At 67.8% G+C, this 18,735-nt stretch carries 21 protein-coding genes; 8 read left to right on the forward strand and 13 right to left on the reverse strand.

Annotated elements, in window-relative coordinates; translation table 11 throughout:
- Window positions 1-66: 66 nt before the first annotated feature.
- The 4 genes from JGR78_RS15960 to JGR78_RS15975 form a co-directional block, all read right to left on the reverse strand.
- Entirely contained in the window at window positions 67-1,452 is a 1,386-nt protein-coding gene (locus tag JGR78_RS15960) for a pyruvate dehydrogenase complex dihydrolipoamide acetyltransferase (protein ID WP_182803417.1), read from the reverse strand.
- Between the two features lie 12 nt (window positions 1,453-1,464).
- Window positions 1,465-2,895: a pyruvate dehydrogenase complex E1 component subunit beta gene (locus JGR78_RS15965; RefSeq protein WP_182803415.1), complete on the reverse strand. Its 1,431-nt coding sequence runs from the start codon at window positions 2,893-2,895 to the stop codon at window positions 1,465-1,467.
- Between the two features lie 10 nt (window positions 2,896-2,905).
- Window positions 2,906-3,949: a pyruvate dehydrogenase (acetyl-transferring) E1 component subunit alpha gene (gene pdhA, locus JGR78_RS15970; RefSeq protein WP_182790927.1), complete on the reverse strand. Its 1,044-nt coding sequence runs from the start codon at window positions 3,947-3,949 to the stop codon at window positions 2,906-2,908.
- A gap of 74 nt (window positions 3,950-4,023) precedes the next feature.
- Window positions 4,024-4,323, reverse strand: a complete 300-nt coding sequence (locus JGR78_RS15975; RefSeq protein WP_182803413.1) for a septum formation initiator family protein — start codon at window positions 4,321-4,323, stop codon at window positions 4,024-4,026.
- Window positions 4,324-4,467: 144 nt separating this feature from the next.
- Between JGR78_RS15975 and JGR78_RS15980 the strand changes: the two genes are divergently transcribed.
- A complete protein-coding gene (locus tag JGR78_RS15980; protein WP_234450788.1) occupies window positions 4,468-5,154 on the forward strand; it encodes a DUF1523 family protein in 687 nt (228 codons plus the stop codon).
- A 43-nt stretch (window positions 5,155-5,197) separates the two neighbouring features.
- Here the strand turns inward: JGR78_RS15980 and JGR78_RS15985 are convergent, their stop codons facing one another.
- The 4 genes from JGR78_RS15985 to JGR78_RS16000 form a co-directional block, all read right to left on the reverse strand.
- A complete protein-coding gene (locus JGR78_RS15985) occupies window positions 5,198-5,764 on the reverse strand; it encodes a sugar O-acetyltransferase (RefSeq protein ID WP_182803410.1) in 567 nt (188 codons plus the stop codon).
- Entirely contained in the window at window positions 5,764-6,129 is a 366-nt protein-coding gene (locus JGR78_RS15990) for an SUF system Fe-S cluster assembly protein (RefSeq protein WP_182803408.1), read from the reverse strand. Before JGR78_RS15990 ends, JGR78_RS15985 begins: the two co-directional genes overlap by 1 nt.
- Window positions 6,130-6,199: 70 nt before the next feature.
- Window positions 6,200-6,949, reverse strand: a complete 750-nt coding sequence (locus tag JGR78_RS15995; RefSeq protein ID WP_182803406.1) for a MipA/OmpV family protein — start codon at window positions 6,947-6,949, stop codon at window positions 6,200-6,202.
- Between the two features lie 59 nt (window positions 6,950-7,008).
- Window positions 7,009-8,853 (reverse strand): ABC-F family ATP-binding cassette domain-containing protein, encoded by a 1,845-nt coding sequence (locus tag JGR78_RS16000; protein WP_182790922.1) that lies wholly within the window; start codon window positions 8,851-8,853, stop codon window positions 7,009-7,011.
- Between JGR78_RS16000 and JGR78_RS16005 the strand changes: the two genes are divergently transcribed.
- From JGR78_RS16005 to ndk, 3 genes are all read left to right on the forward strand, one after another.
- Window positions 8,834-8,995: a hypothetical protein gene (locus JGR78_RS16005; RefSeq protein ID WP_182790921.1), complete on the forward strand. Its 162-nt coding sequence runs from the start codon at window positions 8,834-8,836 to the stop codon at window positions 8,993-8,995. The genes JGR78_RS16000 and JGR78_RS16005 overlap by 20 nt on opposite strands.
- Before the next feature lie 56 nt (window positions 8,996-9,051).
- Window positions 9,052-9,258, forward strand: coding sequence for a cold-shock protein (locus JGR78_RS16010; protein WP_182791100.1), 207 nt, complete (start codon window positions 9,052-9,054; stop codon window positions 9,256-9,258).
- A gap of 148 nt (window positions 9,259-9,406) precedes the next feature.
- Window positions 9,407-9,829: a nucleoside-diphosphate kinase gene (gene ndk, locus JGR78_RS16015; protein ID WP_182790920.1), complete on the forward strand. Its 423-nt coding sequence runs from the start codon at window positions 9,407-9,409 to the stop codon at window positions 9,827-9,829.
- Between the two features lie 61 nt (window positions 9,830-9,890).
- On the opposite strand, the gene JGR78_RS16020 is transcribed toward ndk, so the two are convergent.
- Window positions 9,891-11,120: a cytochrome b/b6 domain-containing protein gene (locus JGR78_RS16020; RefSeq protein WP_182803404.1), complete on the reverse strand. Its 1,230-nt coding sequence runs from the start codon at window positions 11,118-11,120 to the stop codon at window positions 9,891-9,893.
- Window positions 11,121-11,190: 70 nt separating this feature from the next.
- Here JGR78_RS16020 and fabD point away from each other — a divergent pair, with 70 nt between their 5' ends.
- From fabD to dps, 4 genes are all read left to right on the forward strand, one after another.
- Window positions 11,191-12,117 carry an ACP S-malonyltransferase gene (gene fabD, locus JGR78_RS16025; RefSeq protein ID WP_182803401.1) on the forward strand — a complete coding sequence of 309 codons (927 nt, stop codon included), beginning with the start codon at window positions 11,191-11,193 and terminating at the stop codon, window positions 12,115-12,117.
- A gap of 124 nt (window positions 12,118-12,241) precedes the next feature.
- Window positions 12,242-12,979: a 3-oxoacyl-ACP reductase FabG gene (fabG, locus tag JGR78_RS16030; protein WP_182790917.1), complete on the forward strand. Its 738-nt coding sequence runs from the start codon at window positions 12,242-12,244 to the stop codon at window positions 12,977-12,979.
- Window positions 12,980-13,115: 136 nt separating this feature from the next.
- A complete protein-coding gene (locus JGR78_RS16035) occupies window positions 13,116-13,355 on the forward strand; it encodes an acyl carrier protein (protein ID WP_182790916.1) in 240 nt (79 codons plus the stop codon).
- A 142-nt stretch (window positions 13,356-13,497) separates the two neighbouring features.
- Window positions 13,498-13,971 (forward strand): DNA starvation/stationary phase protection protein Dps, encoded by a 474-nt coding sequence (gene dps, locus JGR78_RS16040; protein WP_182790915.1) that lies wholly within the window; start codon window positions 13,498-13,500, stop codon window positions 13,969-13,971.
- Between the two features lie 167 nt (window positions 13,972-14,138).
- Here the strand turns inward: dps and JGR78_RS16045 are convergent, their stop codons facing one another.
- The 4 genes from JGR78_RS16045 to JGR78_RS16060 are packed head-to-tail and all read right to left on the reverse strand — an operon-like array spanning window position 14,139 to window position 18,729.
- Window positions 14,139-15,239, reverse strand: coding sequence for a BMP family ABC transporter substrate-binding protein (locus JGR78_RS16045; RefSeq protein ID WP_182790914.1), 1,101 nt, complete (start codon window positions 15,237-15,239; stop codon window positions 14,139-14,141).
- Between the two features lie 25 nt (window positions 15,240-15,264).
- Window positions 15,265-16,146, reverse strand: coding sequence for an ABC transporter permease (locus JGR78_RS16050; protein WP_182790913.1), 882 nt, complete (start codon window positions 16,144-16,146; stop codon window positions 15,265-15,267).
- Window positions 16,143-17,219: an ABC transporter permease gene (locus JGR78_RS16055; RefSeq protein ID WP_182790912.1), complete on the reverse strand. Its 1,077-nt coding sequence runs from the start codon at window positions 17,217-17,219 to the stop codon at window positions 16,143-16,145. Before JGR78_RS16055 ends, JGR78_RS16050 begins: the two co-directional genes overlap by 4 nt.
- The gene (locus tag JGR78_RS16060; RefSeq protein ID WP_234450789.1) at window positions 17,206-18,729 is read right to left on the reverse strand and encodes an ABC transporter ATP-binding protein; all 1,524 of its coding nucleotides are present in this window, start codon (window positions 18,727-18,729) and stop codon (window positions 17,206-17,208) included. Before JGR78_RS16060 ends, JGR78_RS16055 begins: the two co-directional genes overlap by 14 nt.
- Window positions 18,730-18,735 lie beyond the last annotated feature (6 nt).

Raw genomic sequence — 18,735 nt, forward strand, 5'->3', positions numbered from 1 at the left:
AAAATACCTGGGAAAGAAGAAGGGCGCCTTCCGGGGCGCCCTTTTCCAATGCGGTCTTGCGGGGGGTCAGGCGAGCATCCCGATCGGGTTTTCCAGGTGCCCGACGATGGCCTGCAGCAGTTGTGCTGCCAGCGCCCCGTCGATGACCCGGTGATCGACCGACAGCGTCATCGACATGATGTTGCGGATGACGATTTCCCCGTCCTCGACCACCGGGGTCTGGATGCCCGCGCCCACGGCCAGGATCGCGCCATGGGGCGGGTTGATCACGGCGTCGAAGTTTTCGATCCCGAACATCCCGAGGTTCGAGATGGCGAAGCTGCCGCCTTGGTATTCATGCGGCGCGAGCTTCTTGGTCTTGGCGCGATTGGCGAGATCCTTCATCTCGGCCGACAGCGCCGACAGCGTCTTCTTGTCGGCGTCCTTCAGGACCGGGGTGAACAGCCCCCCTTCGATGGCGACGGCCACCGCCACGTCCGAGGGTTTCAGCTTGATGATCCGGTCGCCCGCCCAGACGGCATTGGCATCCGGCACCTGCTGCAGCGCCAGTGCGCAGGCCTTGATGATGAAGTCGTTGACCGAAAGCTTGACGCCCCGCGACTGGAGCTGGCTGTTCAGCGTGCCCCGGAACTCCATCAGCGCATCCAGCTTGGCCGAGCGGCGCAGGTAGAAATGCGGGATCGTCTGCTTGGCCTCGGACAAACGCGCGGCGATGGTGCGGCGCATCCCGTCCAGCGCGACCTCCTCGAACTCGCGGCCGTCCAGCATCTTCCTGACGGTTTCGTAGCCCATGCCCTGCGGCGCAGCGGCGGCAGGCTTGGGCGCTTCAGCGGCAGGTTGCGTGGGGGCCTGCGCGGCTGCGGGCTGAGCCGCGGGTTTGGCAGCGCCGGGCTGGGCCTTTTCCACATCCGCCTTGACGATCCGGCCCTTCGGCCCGCTGCCGGTGATGGCCGACAGGTCGAGGCCACGTTCCGCCGCGATGCGGCGGGCGAGGGGCGAGGCGAAGATGCGCTCGCCCTTGCTCTTCGCCGGGGCCGCCGCGGGCTGCTTGCCGTTGCCTGCGCTGGCTTCACCTGCGACCGGAGCGCCGATCGGTCCGCCATAACCCTTTTCAGCAGCGGCCTTTTCTTCCGGGGCAGGCGCGTCGGCCTTGGCCTGGGAACTGGCGGGCGAGGGACTTGCCCCCCCTGCCGCGTCCTCCACGCTTTCGCCTTCCTCGACCAGCACGGCGATGGGGGTGTTGACCTTCACGCCTTGCGTGCCCTCGGCGATCATGATCTTGCCGATCACGCCCTCGTCGACCGCCTCGAACTCCATCGTGGCCTTGTCGGTCTCGATCTCGGCAAGGATATCGCCGGATTTGACCTCGTCGCCCTCTTTCACCAGCCACTTGGCCAGCGTCCCTTCCTCCATCGTCGGGGACAGGGCGGGCATCAGGATCTGCGTTGCCATCTGTCTGTCCTCTTACCGATAGGTCACTTTGCGGACGGCCTCGACCACCTCGTCCGCCGTGATCAGCGCAAGGCGTTCCAGGTTCGCCGCATAGGGCATGGGCACGTCCTTCCCGGTGCAGTTGATCACCGGGGCGTCGAGCCAGTCGAAGGCGTTTTCCATGATCCAGGCCGACAGGTGGTTGCCGATCGCGCCGACCGGGAAGCCTTCCTCGACCGTCACCACGCGGTTCGTCTTCTGCACGGACTTCAGGATCGCCGGATAGTCGATCGGGCGCAGGGTCCGCAGGTCCAGCACCTCGGCGTCGATGCCGTCCGCCGCCAGCTTTTCGGCCGCTTCCAAGGAATGAGCCATGCCGATGCCGAAGCTGATGAGGGTGACATCCTTGCCCTTCCGGGCGACGCGGGCCTTGCCGAAGGGGACCGTGAAGTCGTCCATCTGCGGCACGTCGAAGCTGCGGCCGTAGAGGATCTCGTTTTCGAGGAAGATCACTGGGTTGGGGTCGCGGATCGCGGTCTTCAGCAACCCCTTGGCGTCGGCGGCCGTGTAGGGCATCACCACCTTGAGGCCGGGGATCGCGGCATACCAGGCGGCGAAGTCCTGCGAATGCTGCGCGCCCACACGGGCGGCGGCGCCGTTCGGGCCGCGGAAGACGATGGGGCAGCCCATCTGGCCCCCCGACATATACAGGGTCTTGGCCGCCGAGTTGATGATCTGGTCCATCGCCTGCATGGCGAAGTTGAAGGTCATGAACTCGACGATGGGGCGCAGGCCCCCGAAGGCCGCGCCGACACCGATGCCGGCAAAGCCCATTTCCGAGATGGGCGTGTCCACGACCCGGCGGGGGCCGAACTTGTCCAGCAGCCCCTGGCTGATCTTGTAGGCGCCTTGGTATTCGCCGACTTCCTCGCCCATCAGGAAGACGGTCTCCTCGCGGTCCATCTCTTCGGCCATGGCCTCGCGCAGCGCCTCGCGGACGGTCATCTGCTTGACGGCGGTGCATTCCGGCCAGTCGGGGGAGTCGTCGGGCTCGGGGGTGTTCACCGCCTCGACCGCCGATTTCGCGGCGGCGGGGGCGCGTTCAGGGGCCTCGCCGGTTTCGTCCTTGCTGGCTTCCCCCTTGCCGGGCTGGGCCAGAGGCTCGGCAGCATGGGGGACGGTGCCGCCGCTGTCGCCCTGCGGCGCGGCATCGGCGGATTCGCCCTCGGCCACCAGCACGGCGATGGGGGTGTTCACCTTCACGCCTTGCGTCCCTTCGGACACCAGCAGGCGGCCGACGGTGCCTTCATCGACCGCCTCGAATTCCATGGTGGCCTTGTCGGTCTCGATCTCGGCCAGGATGTCGCCGGATTTCACCGTATCGCCTTCCTTGACCAGCCATTTGGCCAGAGTCCCTTCCTCCATCGTGGGGGACAGGGCGGGCATCAGGATTTCGGTTGCCATGCGTCAGCCCTCACACGTTCACGTCTTCGGCCGTCTTCTGCGGCACGTCGTCGGCATAGATGTCGGTCCAAAGCTCCTCGACCGGAGGCTCGGGGCTTTCGCGGGCGAAGTCGGCCGAGTCGTTGACGATGTCCTTGATCTCCTTGTCGATGGACTTGAGATCGTCTTCCGAGGCGTGGCCGCCCTGCAGCAGAAGCTGGCGGACGTGCTCGATGGCGTCGCGTTCCTCGCGCATCTTCTGCACCTCCTCGCGGGTGCGGTATTTCGCGGGGTCGGACATCGAATGGCCGCGATAGCGGTAGGTCATCACCTCGAGGATATACGGCCCGTTCCCGGCACGGCAGTGGGCGACAGCCTTTCCCCCGGCAGCTTTCACCGCCAGCACGTCCATGCCGTCCACCTGCTCGCCGGGGATGCCGAAGGCCTCGCCCCGGCCGAAGAAGGTGGTGGACTTGGTGGATCGCTGGACGCTCATCCCCATGGCATACTGGTTGTTCTCGATCACGAAGACGACCGGCAGGGACCACAGTTCCGCCATGTTGTAGGTCTCGTAGACTTGGCCCTGGTTGGCCGCGCCATCGCCGAAATAGGTGAAGGTGACGTTGTCGTTGCCCTTGTACTTGTCGGAGAAGGCAAGGCCCGCCCCCAGCGGCACCTGCGCGCCGACGATGCCATGGCCGCCGTAGAAGTGCTTTTCGCGGCTGAACATGTGCATCGAGCCGCCCTTCCCCTTGGAATAGCCGCCGATACGCCCGGTCAGTTCCGCCATCACGCCCCGCGCCTCCATCCCCGAGGCGAGCATGTGGCCGTGGTCGCGGTAGCTGGTGATGCGCTTGTCGCCTTCCTTGGCCGAGGCTTCCAGCCCGACGACGACGGCTTCCTGCCCGATATACAGGTGGCAGAAGCCGCCGATCAGGCCCATGCCGTAAAGCTGGCCGGCCTTTTCCTCGAACCGGCGGATCAGCAGCATGTCGCGGTAGTATTTCAGCAGTTCGTCGCGCGAGACATTGGCGGGCGGGGCTGGCGCGGCAGTCTCGGTCGGCTTTCTGGCCATCTGCATCCTCCGGCACGGGATAGTTCAGCGTTGAACCAATGTTACGGCGGCCGGTTCCGCAGGTGCAAGCCGATTCAGCGAACGATCAGTTCGTCGGCGCGGACCAGCCCCAGCACGTCGCGGGCGCGCTGGTCCAGAAGTTCCAGGTCCAGATACTGGTCCGACAGGCGCCGGGTCAGGTTGCGCATCCGGTCCACCTCGGCGGTCAGCCGGTCACGTTCGGCGATCAGATCGACGGTCTCGGCTTCCAGTTGCACGCGGCGCAGGATGCCGGACGGGCCCTGTACGGCGGCGAAGGCGAAATAAAGCGACAACAGCAATGTCGCGAGGAAGTAGATCAGCGATGTGATCGGCAGGTTCCTGGTCACGGTCATGGCCCCATGTCTTTCCGCCCCTATCGCATGTCGGCGCGCGAAGCGGAACGGTGGGTGCCGCGCCGCCGTTTCATGCTGGACGGGCGTTTCCCCCGCCCGTGGTCCCGTCTATGATCCCAGCCGCCGCAGCCTCAGGAGAGTCCCATGTTCATGCGTAACGTCCAGGTCGTTCTGGGGGTGCTGTTCGGCGTCGCTGTGTTCCTGTTCCTGGATTACGCGCTGCCCTCGCGCGAGACGGTGCGGATCACCAACACCTACAACAAGCTGACTGACCTGAACTGGAGCAACCGGATCTTCTATGCCTCGGCCAGGACCGGCACGGTCGAGAACGCGCAAGGGTCGCGCGATGTCCGTTTCATCGACACGGTGCGCCCGAACGGCAAGCCGAGGGTTTATCGCAACGAGGATACCGGGCTGATCTGGCCGCCCTATTTCAAATACGACAGCTCGAACCTGCATGCCGTCGCAGGGGACCTGAGATCCACGGCGGACAATCCGCGCTGGGTCAGTGTGACCTCTTACGGGTGGCGCAACGACCTGGTGACGATCTTCCCGAACGCCATCGCAATCACGCCGGTGGCGGGTCCGAACGAGCGGCCGCTGAACTGGCAGGCGCTGACTATTCTCGGCATCCTTGGGCTGCTGCTGGCGCTGTTCTGGCGCTGGTGGAACCGGCTGCGCGACCGGCGCATCGACGCGGCCGTGCGGCGTGTCCATCGCCGGCGCGTCAGTGCAGAGGCAGGGGCCGAGGGGCAGCCGCCCGCGGGCACCCGCGAAGGGCGGGGGCGTTTCCGAAGCTGGACGCAAAGCTGGCGGCCGCCCCGGCGCTGAGGATTTCGTCACCGCCGCATGGGTATTTGGGCCAGAAAGAAGCCTAGGCGGGGGATTGTGAAAGAGGGCGCGGGTTTCCGACAGGACGCGCGGGATTGCCGGCGACGGTCGCGAGGGCGGCCACGTCGCGCGTGACCACGGCGCCCGCGCCGATGATGGCGCCTGCGCCGATGGTGACGCCGGGCAGGATGAGGGCGGCGGCACCGATCCAGACATCGTCACCGATCGTGATGGGGCGGCCCCATTCTTCGCTTGCGGCGCGGCGATGGGCCTCGCGCGGGTGGTCGGCGGTCAGGACCTGCACCATGGGACCGATCTGGACGCGGGCGCCCAGGCGGATCTCGGTCACGTCCAGGAAGACGCAGCCGTAGTTCAGGAAGCAGCCGGGGCCGAAATGGATGTGGCTGCCGTAATCGACGTAGAAGGGCGGCCGGATCACGGCACCGTTCCAGGTGCCCAGCAGCCGGGACAGGATGCCGGCATCCTCGCCCTCGATGGTGTGGTTGAACTCGCGCATCAGGGTCTGAGCGCGGGTCCGCATGGCGGCAAGCTCGGGGTCGGCGGGGTCGTAGGATTGCCCCGCCAGCATCTTCTGCCGCTCGGAGGCCATCAGATGAAGCCGAGCTCCAGCCTCGCCTCGTCCGACATCATCTCCATCCCCCAGGGGGGCTGGAACACCATGTCCACGTCCACCTGCCGCACGCCGGGCAGGGCACTGACGGCATCGGCGACCCAGCCAGGCATTTCACCGGCCACCGGGCAGCCCGGCGCGGTCAGCGTCATCAGGATGCGGACCGCGTTCGTGTCGTCGATGGCGATCGTGTAGATCAGCCCGAGGTCGTAGATGTTGACCGGGATTTCCGGGTCGTAGACCGACCGGCAGGCTTCCACGACCCCGTCGTAAAGCGGATGGTCGGTGGTCGAGGGCGCGATCAGCGGCTCGCCCTCGCCCGGCTGCGTCTGCGGCTGATACATGGCATCGGCTCCCGTCTCAGGTTCCGGGCGGATATAGGGGCTTTGTGCCCAGGACGGAAGGCCGAAGGGATCAGAAGCGCAGGCTGAAGCGGTTGACGAGGCCGATCCGCAGGGCGGGCTGGTCCTTTTCCTCGATGAACGGGGCGTCGGCGGCATCGCCCGTCAGGCGCGAATATTCCGCCTCGCCCACCACGGCGAGGGTCGGGGTCAGGGCATAGCGCGCCTCGATGCTGGCGCCGACCGCATAGAAGCCGCCATCGGGGCGATAGGCCGCATAGCCGCTGCGCAGCGATTCGTCCCCGGTCACGCCGAAGAAGGTGCGGGTGAAGCGGTCGTCGCCGAACTTGCCCTCGATCCCCGGCCAGATGGTCAGGCGGTCATTCGGGGCGATGCGGTATTTCGCGCCGACCGCGCCCACCAGCCCCTCATGCCCGTCAAAGCCCTTGCGGACCACCAGGTAGCCGCTGGCGGGCCCCTGGGTATAGCGGAAGCGGACACCGGCCTCGATGGTGCGGTCGATGTCGTCAAGCCCGGTCAGCGCGTCCGAATCATCCGCGTCCCGCCCGCTGCGCCAGTTGATCGTCGGCACCACCCGCAGCCCGTCGGACGATCCGTCCCGCGTCGCGGGCTGTCCCGGCGCCATCACGTCGAGGTTGCGGAAGATGACCCAGGGCGAGGTCTCCATATCGTCCGAGCCGAGCCAGTCCGGCTCGACCTCGGCGCCAAGGCCGATGTCGGCGGCAAGGCCCCAGCCGTCCTGGGCATGAGCGGCCAGTGGCAGGGCAAGGGCGGCGAGAAGCAGGGGCAGGCTGGCGCGCATGGGATGTCTCCGGTGTTCAGAACAAGCATTTGCCGGCGCGCGGTTCGGCGCAAGGGCGATCAGTTGCGTTCGGCCGCTTCCAGCCGTTCCAGCGCGTCCAGCCACAGGGCCTCGGCGCGGGGCAAGGCCTCGGCCGCCTCGGCGTGCTTGCGGCCCCATTTCTCGGCCTCGGCGGGGTCGTCGTAAAGCGCAGGGTCGGCCATCCTCTCGCTGATCCTCGCCATCATGTCGGTCAGCTTCCCGACCCGTTCTTCCCCGCGCCGCACCTCGGCCCGCAGGTCGAGGATCTCGTCGCGGCCGGCCTTTTTCGGGGGCTTGGGGGCTTCCTTGGGCCGCTCGGGTTCCTCGGCCGTCAGCAGCGACTTGCGGTAGGTCTCAAGATCATCCGCATAGGGCGAGACAGCGCCCCCAGCTACCAGCCACAGCCGCTCGGCCACCAGTTCCAGCAGGTGCATGTCGTGGCTGACCAGCACCACGGCGCCGGTATAGTCGTTCAGCGCCTCGGTCAGCGCCTCGCGCGATTCGATGTCGAGGTGGTTCGTGGGCTCGTCCAGCACCAGCAAGTGCGGCGCATCGATGGTCGCCAGCAGCAGCGAGAGCCGCGCCTTCTGCCCGCCCGAGAGGGCGCGGACCTTGGTTTCCGCCTGCGCCTCCATCAGCCCGAAGCCTGCCAGCCGCGCGCGCAGCCGGGCGGGGGCCTCGTCCGGGCGCAGGCGGCGGACGTGGTCCAGAGGGGTCTCGTCCAGATGCAGCTCGTCCACCTGATGCTGGGCGAAGTAGCCGACGCGCAGCTTGGACGATCGTGCGATCCGGCCATCCATCGCCGGCAGGCGGTCGGCCAGCAGCTTGGACAGGGTGGATTTGCCCTGCCCGTTGCGGCCCAGCAGGGCGATGCGGTCGTCCTGGTCGATCCGCAGGTTCAGCCGTTTCAGCACGGCGCGGTCGCCATAGCCGACCGACACGCCGTCCAGCGCGAGGATCGGCGGCGACAACTGGTCGGGCTGGGGGAAGGTGAAGCGGTGGAACTTCGCTTCCTCGGGGGCGGTGATCGGCTCCATCTTCGCCAGCGCCTTCAGGCGCGACTGCGCCTGCGCGGCCTTGGTGGCCTTGGCGCGAAAGCGGTCCACGAAGCTTTGCAAATGGGCGCGGCGGACCTCCTGCTTCTTCGCCTCGGCGGCCTGCAGCGCCCGGCGCTCGGCCCGGATGCGGGCGAAGCTGTCGTAGCCGCCCGCGTAGAGGTTCAGCTTGCGGTCTTCCAGATGCAGGATCGAGCCCACGGCGCGGTTCAGCAGCCCCCGGTCGTGGCTGATGACGATGACCGTGTGGGGATAGCGGGCGAGATAGCCCTCCAGCCACAGCGCGCCTTCGAGGTCGAGGTAGTTCGTCGGCTCGTCCAGCAGCAAAAGGTCGGGTTGCGCGAACAGCACCCCCGCCAGCGCCATCCGCATCCGCCAGCCTCCGGAGAAGTCGGCCGTGGGCCGCGACTGGTCCTCGGTGGAAAAGCCAAGGCCCTGCAGGATCGAGGCTGCCCGGCCTTCCGCCGACCAGGCGTCGATGTCGGCCAGCCGGGTCTGGATTTCCGCGATGCGGTGGGGGTCGGCGGCGGTGTCCGCCTCGGCCAGCAGGGCGTGACGCTCGGTGTCTGCGGCAAGCACGGTGTCCAGCACCGAAACGCCGCTTGCAGGCGATTCCTGCGCGACGCCGCCGATGCGGGCGCGGGATGGCAGGCTGATCGCGCCGCCGTCCAGCGTCAGTTCCCCCCGGATCAGCCGGAACAGCGTCGTCTTGCCCGCCCCGTTGGGGCCGACAAGGCCGACCTTGTGCCCCGTCGGGATCACCGCCGAGGCGTTCTGGAACAGCGGCCTGCCCGCAATGGAATAAGAGATGTCGTCGATCCGCAGCATGGGCGCGGGATTGCAGCAGCGGCGCGGCGGCGTCAACGCGGCTATTGCCCTTGCCGGGAGGATCGATCCGGGCTATATGGGCTTGGCAACGTTTTTCTACTGCTCTCTGTCTCCGTCTACCGGCTTCAGTATGCTGCTATGACTGACTGCGCCGGGCCATCGCATGTCGCGGATGGCAACATGACAGGAGATCTCACGATGGCCAACGGCACCGTGAAATGGTTCAACTCGACCAAAGGCTTCGGCTTCATCCAGCCGGACGACGGCAACCGCGACGTGTTCCTGCACATCTCGGCGCTGGAACGCGCCGGCCTGCAGGCCCCCGCCGACGGTCAGAAGGTCAGCTACGACTTGGAAAAAGGCCGCGATGGCCGCGAATCGGCGATCAACGTCCGCTTCGCCTGATCGCATTCCAGCGACGTGAATCGGAAAGGGCGGACCTGCGGGTCCGCCCTTTTCCGTTCGCGCGTGGTCGTCGGGGCGGGGTTTCCTTCGCGGAAGCCTCGTGCTAGCCGCCCGGCCGATCAGACAACTCCCGGAGTCCGAGGATATCATGGCCACCGAACGCACGCTTTCCATCATCAAGCCCGACGCCACCCGCCGCAACCTGACCGGCAAGATCAACGCCAAGTTCGAGGAGGCGGGCCTGCGCATCGTCGCGCAGAAGCGCATCCACCTGTCGCCCGCCCAGGCCGGCAAGTTCTACGAGGTCCACAAGGACCGTCCCTTCTATGGCGAGCTGGTCGAGTTCATGGCCTCGGAACCCGTTGTCGTGCAGGTGCTGGAAGGCGAGAACGCCATTGCCAAGAACCGCGAGGTGATGGGCGCGACCAACCCCGCCAATGCCGACGAAGGCACCATCCGCAAGGAATTCGCGCTGTCGGTGGGCGAGAACTCGGTCCACGGCTCGGACGCGCCGGAAACGGCCAAGGAAGAGATCGCCTTCTTCTTCTCGGGGCTGGAACTGGTCGGCTGATCCATTCGCCGCAGGAATGACAAGGGCCGCCTTTCGGGGCGGCCCTTTTTCGTCCGTGCGCCTAGCTGCGGGCGGCCGTCAGATCGACGGCCACGGCCACGGGGAACGAGACCATGCTTTCATCCGCATAGTTCGCCCCCACGCCGAAATCGCGGCGGTCCAGCGTCAGGGTTCCCGTCGCCGTCGCCTGATCGCCTTCGATCGTCAGGTCAAAGGGCAGGGCGGCGGGCTGCGACTGGCCCGCGACCGTCAGGGTGCCGGTGGCCTGATGCGCGGTCCCGCCCTCGGGGGCGCGGGTGATCGCGCCCTCGAAGCGGGCGGTCGGGAAGGCGCTCGCGTTCAGGAAGTCCGGCCCGGTCGCCATGCCGCTGACCGCGCCCAGGGTCAGCGAGGCGATGTTGACCTCGGCCACGACCTCGCCCGTGCCGGTGGCCTCGTCATAGGTGATGGCGGCGGTCCAGGTGCCGAACTGGCCCTCGACCGGGGCGCCTGCCTGCGTGACCGACAGGCCGAGGGTGCCGGATTGCACCGTCCAGGTGGAACCGGGCTGCGCCGCTGTCGCAGCAGGCGCGGCAGACTGGCCGGCAATTTCCTGCGGGGCCGCGTCCTGCGGGCGCTCGGCCGTGGCGGCCCAAACGGCCAGCCCGCCCCACAGCGCCAGCGCCACCAGCGGCGGCGCCCAGCGGTTCGGGCGCGGGTCGCGTGGCGGCTCGGGCAATTTTGCGGCGTTCCCCGCCATGCGGGCCAGCGTCGCGTCGCGGTCGATGACCGTGTGCTTCAACGCGCCGCCGACATGCAGCAGGATCAGCACCGCCAGAAGCCACCAGCCGTTGACGTGGAAGGCGGTGAAGCGTTCGGACAATTCCGTATCTTGCGGCACGCCCGGCAGGCGCTGGCCGAATGGCCAGAGGATGTCGGCAAAACCTGCCCCGGGTGCCGCCGTATGCAGCAGCCAGCCCGCCAGCGGCATCAGCACCATGCCGCCGTAAAGCGCCCAGTGGACGGCCGAGGCGACAAAGGTTTCCAGCCTGCATTCCGGGTGCAGGGGCCTCGGATGGCCTTGCACCAGCACCCAGAGGATGCGGGCCAGCGCGAGGAACAGCACTGTGATGCCCACGGTCTTGTGGATCGAGAAGACCTCGACCATCCGGGCTAGTGTTGCCGCGCCGCCTGCGCGGAAACTTTCGGCATAAAGGCCGAGGCCGATGGCCGCCAGGATCAGGACGGCGATGGTCCAATGCAGGAAGCGGTGGACGCTGCCATAGGCGCGGGTGGTGTTGGCTGCGGGCATGGCTCTCTCCTGCCGTTGCGGGATCGCTGTCCTCGGGCTATCCCAACCCAAAGCATGGAGGAAGCTCAAGATGCGCGCATTCGTCTTTCCCGGCCAGGGCGCCCAGACCATCGGCATGGGCCGCGCGCTGGCGGATGCCTATCCCGCCGCGCGCGCGGTCTTTCAGGAAGTGGACGAGGCGCTGGGCGAGAACCTGTCTGCGCTGCTCTGGGAGGGCGACATCGAGACCCTGACCCTGACCCGCAACGCCCAGCCCGCGCTGATGGCGACCTCGGTCGCGACCATGCGGGCGCTTGAGGCGGAAGGCTTCGCCGTGACGGACGCGGCTTTCGTCGCGGGGCATTCGCTGGGGGAATATTCGGCGCTCTGCGCGGCGGGGGCGATCAGCCTGTCGGACACGGCGCGGCTTTTGTGCATCCGCGGCACGGCCATGCAGGAGGCGGTGCCGCTCGGCGTCGGCGCCATGGCCGCGATCCTGGGGCTGGACTTTGCGACGGTGGACGAGATCGCGCGTGAGGCCGCCGAGGATGAGGTCTGCCAGGCGGCGAATGACAACGACCCGGCGCAGGTGGTGATCTCGGGCCACAAACCGGCGGTGGAGCGGGCGGCGGCACTGGCGAAGGCACACGGCGCCAAGCGGGCGCTGATGCTGCCGGTCTCGGCCCCGTTCCATTGCGCGCTGATGCAGCCTGCGGCAAGCGTGATGGCCGACGCGGTGGCGGGCGTGGACATCCACGAGCCAGTCGTGCCGCTGATCGCCAATGTCCGCGCCGAGCCGGTGACGATGCCCGGCGCGATCCGGCAGTTCCTGGTCGAGCAGGTCACAGGCCCGGTTCGCTGGCGTGAATCCGTGCAGTTCATGGCCGAACAGGGCGTGACGGAGTTCTGGGAGATCGGCGCGGGCAAGGCCCTGTCGGGGATGATCAAGCGCATCGCGCCGGGGGTGGAAACCCGTGCGGTCGGGATGCCCGAGGATATTGCGGCGCTGCGTGGCTGAGGCCGGACCGGGGCGCTGCCCCGCTCGCCGCTGCTGCGGCCTTTTTCGCTGAAAACAGTTCACCGGACTGTTTTCCGGGCGCTCAAAAGCCCAGGATATTCTTGCAAAGAAGAAAGACACAGCGATGTTCGACCTGACCGGAAAGAACGCTCTGATCACCGGCGCTTCGGGCGGCATCGGTGGAGCCGTGGCGGCGGCGCTGCACACGGCGGGCGCAACCGTGACCCTGTCGGGGACGCGCGAGGCGCCCTTGCAGGAACTCGCCGCCAGCCTGGGCGAGCGGGCGCATGTGGTGACGGCGAACCTAGGGGATCCGTCCGCGGTCGAGGCGCTGCCGAAACAGGCGGTCGAGGCGATGGGGTCCGTGGACATCCTCGTCAACAATGCGGGGATCACGCGGGACAACCTGTTCATGCGGATGTCGGACGAGGAATGGGCGCAGGTGCTGGACGTGAACCTGACCTCGTCCTTCCGGCTGGCCCGCGGGGTGCTGCGCGGCATGATGAAGGCCCGCTGGGGGCGGATCGTGTCGATCACCTCGGTCGTGGGAACCACGGGCAATCCGGGGCAGGGGAACTATGCCGCCGCCAAGGCCGGGCTGGTGGGGATGTCGAAAAGCCTTGCCTCTGAGGTCGCCTCGCGCGGGATCACGGTCAACTGCGTCGCGCCCGGCTTCATCGAGACGGCGATGACCGACAAGCTGACGGAGGACCAGAAGACGCGCATTCTCACCCAGATCCCGGCCGGGCGCATGGGCAAGGCGGACGAGATCGCGGCCGCGGTCCTGTATCTGGCCAGCCCCGAGGCAGGCTATGTCACCGGCGCGACCCTGCATGTCAACGGCGGCATGGCCATGATTTGAAGGCGGCGAAAGCGGTTGCGGATCACGTTGGCGTTGCTATATCCCGGCATCAAGGCCGCAGGGACCCGCCCGCGGCTTGTTGCCGGGTGCGCCCCGGTTGCATCCGGGCGGAGTGCCCGTAACTAAGGAACGAGACATGAGCGACACTGCTGATCGCGTGAAGAAGATCGTCGTCGAGCATCTGGGCGTCGAAGAGGACAAGGTCACCGAGACCGCCTCGTTCATCGACGACCTGGGCGCGGATTCGCTGGACACCGTCGAGCTGGTCATGGCTTTCGAGGAAGAATTCGGCATCGAGATCCCCGACGACGCCGCCGAGACGATCCAGACCTTCGGCGACGCGGTCAAGTTCATCGACCAGGCCACCGCCGCCTGACCTTCGGCTGGTTCGACATTTTGTAAACGGCGTCCCTTGCGGGGCGCCGTTTCCTTTTGCGGCTGCGGCGGAAGGACGCGGGCTGGAACCCCGGCCCGTGGCGGTTCGTTGATCTGCAAATCAACAACATCAGGAGAACACCATGCCTGTGAACCTGCAGGGGCTGGAGGATAACGCCCGGAAGACCGCGATCTCGGAACTGCAAGCCTGCATGAGCGACGGGCTGTCGCTGTCGCTGGCACTGAAGCAGGCGCATTGGAACCTCAAGGGACCGAACTTCATTGCCGTCCACGAATTGCTGGACGGGATCAAGGCGCGGCTCGACCCCAACATCGACGACATGGCCGAGCGCATCCAGCAACTCGACGGCATGGCCGTCGGCACGGTCGAGGAAGTGGCCCGCGCGACCGCGCTGCCGCCCTATCCTACCGACCTGACCGCCACCGAGGATCATCTGCGGGAGGTCGCCGACCGGCTGCGTGCCTATGGCGAGCGGGTGCGGAAGGGGATCGACACGGTGGACGAGGCGGGCGATGCCGACAGCGCCGACATCCTGACCGAAGCCTCGAAGCAGGCCGACAAGGACCTGTGGTTCATCGAGGCGCATCGCGGCTGACGCGGGCGCAGGGACCAGCGCCGGGCTTCCGCGTCCGGCCGGTCCGCAGCGTGCATCCGATGCACGCATCATTCACAGGTGATGCAGAAGCAAAGGGTGCGTGCAGGGCGCGCGCCAAAAGGAAAGGGCGGACCCTGTGGCCCGCCCTTTGTGGTGTCTGGAACCGCTCAGCGCGGGATCTGCGCGGCGATTCCTTCCACGAAGAAGTCCATCGACGCCAGTTCCTCGTCCGTGGCCGTCTGCCCTTCGGCCAGCCATGCCGAGCCGTCCTGCTTGTTCAGCGGGCCGGTGAAGGGGTGGTGGGCACCCGAGCCGATCTGGTCGCGCAGGGCTTCGGCCTCGGCCTTGACCTCGGCGGGGACGGCCTCGGTGATCTCGCCGATCTCGACCTCGCCGTCGCCGATCCCCAGCCAGACGCCGTGCGATTGCCAAGTGCCGTCCAGCACCTCGCCCACGCGGCGGATGTAATAGGGGTTCCAGTTGTCGATGATCGAACTGACGCGCGGCGTGGGCTTGAAGGCCGCCATGTCGGACGCCTGCCCGAAGCCGATGCCGCCGCGTTCCTGCAGCTTGGCCAGCGGCGCGGTGGAGTCGGTATGCTGCAGGATCACGTCCACGCCCTCGGCCAGCAGGGCGGATGCGGCGTCGGCCTCTTTCGCGGGGTCGAACCAGGTGTAGGCCCAGACGACGCGCAGCTCGACATCCGGGTTGACCTTGCGGGCGTGGATGAAGGTCGAGTTCATCCCCTGGATCACCTCGGGGATCGGGAAGGAGCCGATGTAGCCGATCTTATTCGACTTGGTCATGCGGCCCGCGATGGTGCCCAGGACCGCGCGGCCTTCGTAGAAGCGGGCATCATAGGTCGCCACGTTCTCGGCGCGCTTGTAGCCGGTCGCGTGCTCGAACCTGATGTCGGGGAACTTGGCGGCCACGTTGATGACCGCATCCATGAAGCCGAAGCTGGTGGCGAAGATCAGCTTGCAGCCGGACAGGGCAAGCTGGGTCAGGGCGCGTTCGGCGTCGGCGCCCTCGGGGACGCTTTCGATGAAGGTTGTCTCGATCCGGTCGCCGTATTCGGCCTCGATCGCCTGCCGCCCGAGGTCGTGCTGGTAGGTCCAGCCGCCGTCGCCCACCGGACCGACGTAGATGAAGCCGACCTTCAGTTTTTCGCCTTCGGGGATCGGGGTCTGTGCCATCGCCGGAAAGCTGGGCAGCATGGCGACCAGCGCCAGTGCGGCGGCCGAGGCCAGAAGGGTTCTGCGGTTCATGTGTCTCTCCTCTGTCGGGTTCTTGTTATCGCAGCGCGTGGAAGGACCGGCCCAGCGAACCGGGCGCGGTGCCGCCGCCGCCTGCGTATTTGTGGCGCGCCGATATGATCACCAGAACGATGATCGTGGCAAGGTAGGGGGCCATGCTGAGAAGTTGCACCGGCACCGCCACCCCCGCCGCCTGCAGGCGCAGTTGCAGAACGGTCACGCCGCCGAACAGCCATGCACCTGCCAAGACGCCCCAGGGGCTCCACCCCGCGAAGACGACGATGGCCAGCGCGATCCAGCCCGCGCCGGCGGTCATGCCTTCGGTCCATTGCAGAACGGTGGCGATCGAGATGTAAGCCCCGCCGATTCCGGCCATGGCGCCGCCGATGGCGATGGCCGCCATGCGGACACCGCGCACCTTGTAGCCGAGCGCATGGGCGGCGTCGTGGTTTTCCCCCACACCCCGCAGGATCAGGCCGGGGCGGGTGCGGTTCAGGACCAGCCAGATGACGGGGACGAGGATCAGGCCGAACCAGATCACCCAGTTGATGCCGAAGGGGCCTGCGGGCATGGACGGGGCCTTGACCCCTTCATAGGGCTTGCCGAACATCGCCGTCAGGCCCAGCCCGAACATGGTCAGGGCAAGGCCGGTGGCGACCTGATTGGTCAGCAGGTATTGCGTCAGCGCCCCAAAGATCAGCGAGATCGCCGCCCCCGCCAGCGCGCCCGCGACGAAGCCCACGGTGGGCGAGCCGGTCGCATGGGCGGCGGCAAAGCCCGCCAGCGCGCCGGTGATCATCATCCCCTCGACGCCGAGGTTCAGCACGCCAGATCCTTCGGCAATGGCCTCTCCCAGTGCCGCAAAGAGGATAGGGGTCGCGGCGGAGAGAAGCAGCAGGAAGGTCGTCCATTCGATCATCGCTTGGTCCCCCAGCGCAGGCGGTATCGGGTCAGCGTGTCGAAGGCCAACAGGAAGAACAGCAGCATCCCCTGGAACACCTGCACCGTCGCGACGGGCAGGGACAGCATAAGCTGCGCCAGTTCCCCGCCGATATAGGTCAGCGCCAGCAGCAGCCCCGCGAGCAGGATTCCCAGCGGATGCAGGCGGCCCAGAAAGGCCACGATGATCGCCGTGAAGCCGTAGCCCGAGCCGAAGCTGTCGGTGATCTGCCCACCCGGCCCCGCGGCCTCGAACAGCCCGGCCATGCCCGCGAGCGCGCCGGAAAGGCCGAGGCAGAAGGCCACCAATGCCTCGGGCCTGACGCCCGCGAAGCGCGCGGCGCGGGGGGCAAGGCCCGCCACGCGGATGCGGAAGCCGCGGATATGGCGGCTCATCAGGAACCACGTCGCCACGACCGCCACCACCGCCGCGAACACCCCCCAGTGGATGCCGGTCCCCGCGATCAGTTCCGGGTTCGAGGCGGCGGGATATTGCTGCAGGTTGCGCGAGCCGGGCATCCCGAAGCCCTCGGGGTTCCGCATCGGGCCGAAGGCCATCCACGCCGCGACCCGCTGCGCCACATAGACCAGCATCAGCGAGACAAGGATTTCCGAGGCGCCTGTCCAGTTCCGCAGGGTGGCCGGGATCATCCCCCAGGCCCAGCCCCCGGCCGCGCCCGCCAGCACCATTGCGGGGAAGATCCAGAAGCCCTCGGCGGGATAGGCGGCCAGCGCCACGGCCGCGCCGCAGATGCCGCCGATGATGTATTGCCCCTCGGCCCCGATGTTCCAGATGCCCGCCCGGAAGCCGATGGCGAGACCCGAGGCGATCAGGATCAGCGGCCCGGCCTTGACCAGCAGTTGCGGGCGCGAATAGCCCGAGGCCGGCCCGAACAGCGGGTCCCAGAAGATGGTGCGGATCGCGGCCACGGGATCGAAGCCCATCAGTGCGAACAGCGCGCCGCCCGCGATCATCGTGGCGACCACCGCCAAGACGGGCGAGGCGATGCCCAGCCACCAGGGGGCGCTGGGACGAGGCTCAAGCCGCAACATGGGCGACCTCCATCCCGTGGGCGCCGCCCAGCATCAGGCCGACCTGCTCCAGGGTCAGCCCCTCGGTCGGGACCGGCGGCGACAGCACGCCGTTGTTCAGCGCGGCGAAGCGGTCGGAGAGTTCCAGCAGCTCGTCGAGGTCCTGGCTGATGACGATGACCGCAGCACCCCGGCCGGCGAGGTCCAGCAGCGCCTGCCGGATCGCCGTGGCCGCGCCCGCATCGACGCCCCAGGTCGGCTGGTTCACGACCAGCGCGCGGGGCTCCTGCAGGATTTCCCGGCCGATCACGAATTTCTGCAGGTTGCCGCCCGACAGCGCCCCTGCCGCCGTCCCCGGACCGGGGGTGCGGACATCGAAGGCCGCGATGATCCTTTCGGCAAAGCTGCGGGCGGCGCGGTGGTCGATGACGCCGTTCTTCTCCAGCCTCTGCCTTGTCGCGCCGGTCAGGATGGCGTTCTCGGTCAGGCTCATCTCGGGGACGGCGGCATGGCCCAGCCGGTCCTCGGGCGCGGCGAGCAGGCCCGCCCGCCTGCGCGCCTCGGGGCCTTGCGCTGAAAGGTCGCGGCCGTCCATCACCACGGTGCCGGGCTTGCCAGTGGTTTCGCCGGACAACGCGGCGATCAGTTCCTCCTGCCCGTTGCCGGCGACGCCGCCGATCCCGAGGATCTCGCCCGCGCGGACCTGGAAGCCCACGTCCTTCAGTTCCGTCCCCTCCAGCCCCGCAGCCGAGGTCAGCCCGGCGACCGTCAGCACGACCTCGCCCGCCTGCCGGCCGGAACGGTCCACGAGACGCATCTCGGCCCCGACCATCATCGCGGCGAGTTCGCGGGCGGAATGGTCGCGCGGGTTCACGGTGCCCACCACCCGCCCTTGCCGCAGGATCGTGGCGCGGTCGCAATGGGTGCGGATCTCGTCCAGCTTGTGGCTGATATACAGGATCGCGGTGCCCTGCGCGGCCAGCTGGCGCAGGGTGGCGAAGAGGATTTCCGCCTCCTGCGGGGTCAGGACGCTGGTGGGCTCGTCCATGATGAGAAGGCGCGGATTGCCCAGAAGGCAGCGCACGATCTCGACCCGCTGGCGCTCGCCCGCTGAAAGGGAGGCAATACGGCGGGCGGGGTTCAGCGGCAGGCCATAGGCGCTGCTCACCTCGGTGATGCGGCGCGACAGGTCCGCGCGGGGCGGGGGCGCGTCCATCCCCAGCGCAATGTTTTCCGCCACCGTCAGCGCGTCGAACAGGCTGAAATGCTGGAACACCATGCCCACGCCCGCCGCCCGCGCGGCCCGAGGGTCCGCCGGCGCATGGGGCTGGCCGCCCAAGGCCATCCGCCCTTGATCGGGGCGCACCAGCCCGTAGATCATCTTGACCAGTGTGGACTTGCCCGCGCCGTTTTCCCCCAGCAGCGCGTGGATTTCCCCCGGTGCGACGGAGAAGGACACATCGTCATTGGCGCGCACGCCCGGATAGGATTTCGACAGGCCATCGGCCCGGAACAATTCGGCTTGCGTCACGCCATC

The sequence above is a fragment of the Paracoccus sp. MC1862 genome, assembly GCF_016617715.1.
In the GTDB taxonomy this organism is placed as follows: Bacteria; Pseudomonadota; Alphaproteobacteria; order Rhodobacterales; family Rhodobacteraceae; genus Paracoccus.

Excerpts from the sequence above, each read along its gene's own strand:
- JGR78_RS16050 (WP_182790913.1), bottom strand. The coding sequence starts at position 16,146 with ATGATCGAATGGACGACCTTCCTGCTGCTTCTCTCCGCCGCGACCCCT.
- JGR78_RS16055 (WP_182790912.1), bottom strand. The coding sequence starts at position 17,219 with ATGTTGCGGCTTGAGCCTCGTCCCAGCGCCCCCTGGTGGCTGGGCATC.
- JGR78_RS16045 (WP_182790914.1), bottom strand. The coding sequence starts at position 15,239 with ATGAACCGCAGAACCCTTCTGGCCTCGGCCGCCGCACTGGCGCTGGTC.
- JGR78_RS16020 (WP_182803404.1), bottom strand. The coding sequence starts at position 11,120 with ATGCCCGCAGCCAACACCACCCGCGCCTATGGCAGCGTCCACCGCTTC.
- ndk (WP_182790920.1), top strand. The coding sequence starts at position 9,407 with ATGGCCACCGAACGCACGCTTTCCATCATCAAGCCCGACGCCACCCGC.
- fabD (WP_182803401.1), top strand. The coding sequence starts at position 11,191 with ATGCGCGCATTCGTCTTTCCCGGCCAGGGCGCCCAGACCATCGGCATG.
- JGR78_RS15960 (WP_182803417.1), bottom strand. The coding sequence starts at position 1,452 with ATGGCAACGCAGATCCTGATGCCCGCCCTGTCCCCGACGATGGAGGAA.
- JGR78_RS15985 (WP_182803410.1), bottom strand. The coding sequence starts at position 5,764 with ATGGCCTCCGAGCGGCAGAAGATGCTGGCGGGGCAATCCTACGACCCC.
- JGR78_RS16035 (WP_182790916.1), top strand. The coding sequence starts at position 13,116 with ATGAGCGACACTGCTGATCGCGTGAAGAAGATCGTCGTCGAGCATCTG.
- fabG (WP_182790917.1), top strand. The coding sequence starts at position 12,242 with ATGTTCGACCTGACCGGAAAGAACGCTCTGATCACCGGCGCTTCGGGC.
- JGR78_RS16005 (WP_182790921.1), top strand. The coding sequence starts at position 8,834 with ATGTCGTCGATCCGCAGCATGGGCGCGGGATTGCAGCAGCGGCGCGGC.
- JGR78_RS15980 (WP_234450788.1), top strand. The coding sequence starts at position 4,468 with ATGTTCATGCGTAACGTCCAGGTCGTTCTGGGGGTGCTGTTCGGCGTC.
- JGR78_RS15975 (WP_182803413.1), bottom strand. The coding sequence starts at position 4,323 with ATGACCGTGACCAGGAACCTGCCGATCACATCGCTGATCTACTTCCTC.
- JGR78_RS15965 (WP_182803415.1), bottom strand. The coding sequence starts at position 2,895 with ATGGCAACCGAAATCCTGATGCCCGCCCTGTCCCCCACGATGGAGGAA.
- JGR78_RS16000 (WP_182790922.1), bottom strand. The coding sequence starts at position 8,853 with ATGCTGCGGATCGACGACATCTCTTATTCCATTGCGGGCAGGCCGCTG.
- dps (WP_182790915.1), top strand. The coding sequence starts at position 13,498 with ATGCCTGTGAACCTGCAGGGGCTGGAGGATAACGCCCGGAAGACCGCG.
- pdhA (WP_182790927.1), bottom strand. The coding sequence starts at position 3,949 with ATGGCCAGAAAGCCGACCGAGACTGCCGCGCCAGCCCCGCCCGCCAAT.
- JGR78_RS15990 (WP_182803408.1), bottom strand. The coding sequence starts at position 6,129 with ATGTATCAGCCGCAGACGCAGCCGGGCGAGGGCGAGCCGCTGATCGCG.
- JGR78_RS16010 (WP_182791100.1), top strand. The coding sequence starts at position 9,052 with ATGGCCAACGGCACCGTGAAATGGTTCAACTCGACCAAAGGCTTCGGC.
- JGR78_RS15995 (WP_182803406.1), bottom strand. The coding sequence starts at position 6,949 with ATGCGCGCCAGCCTGCCCCTGCTTCTCGCCGCCCTTGCCCTGCCACTG.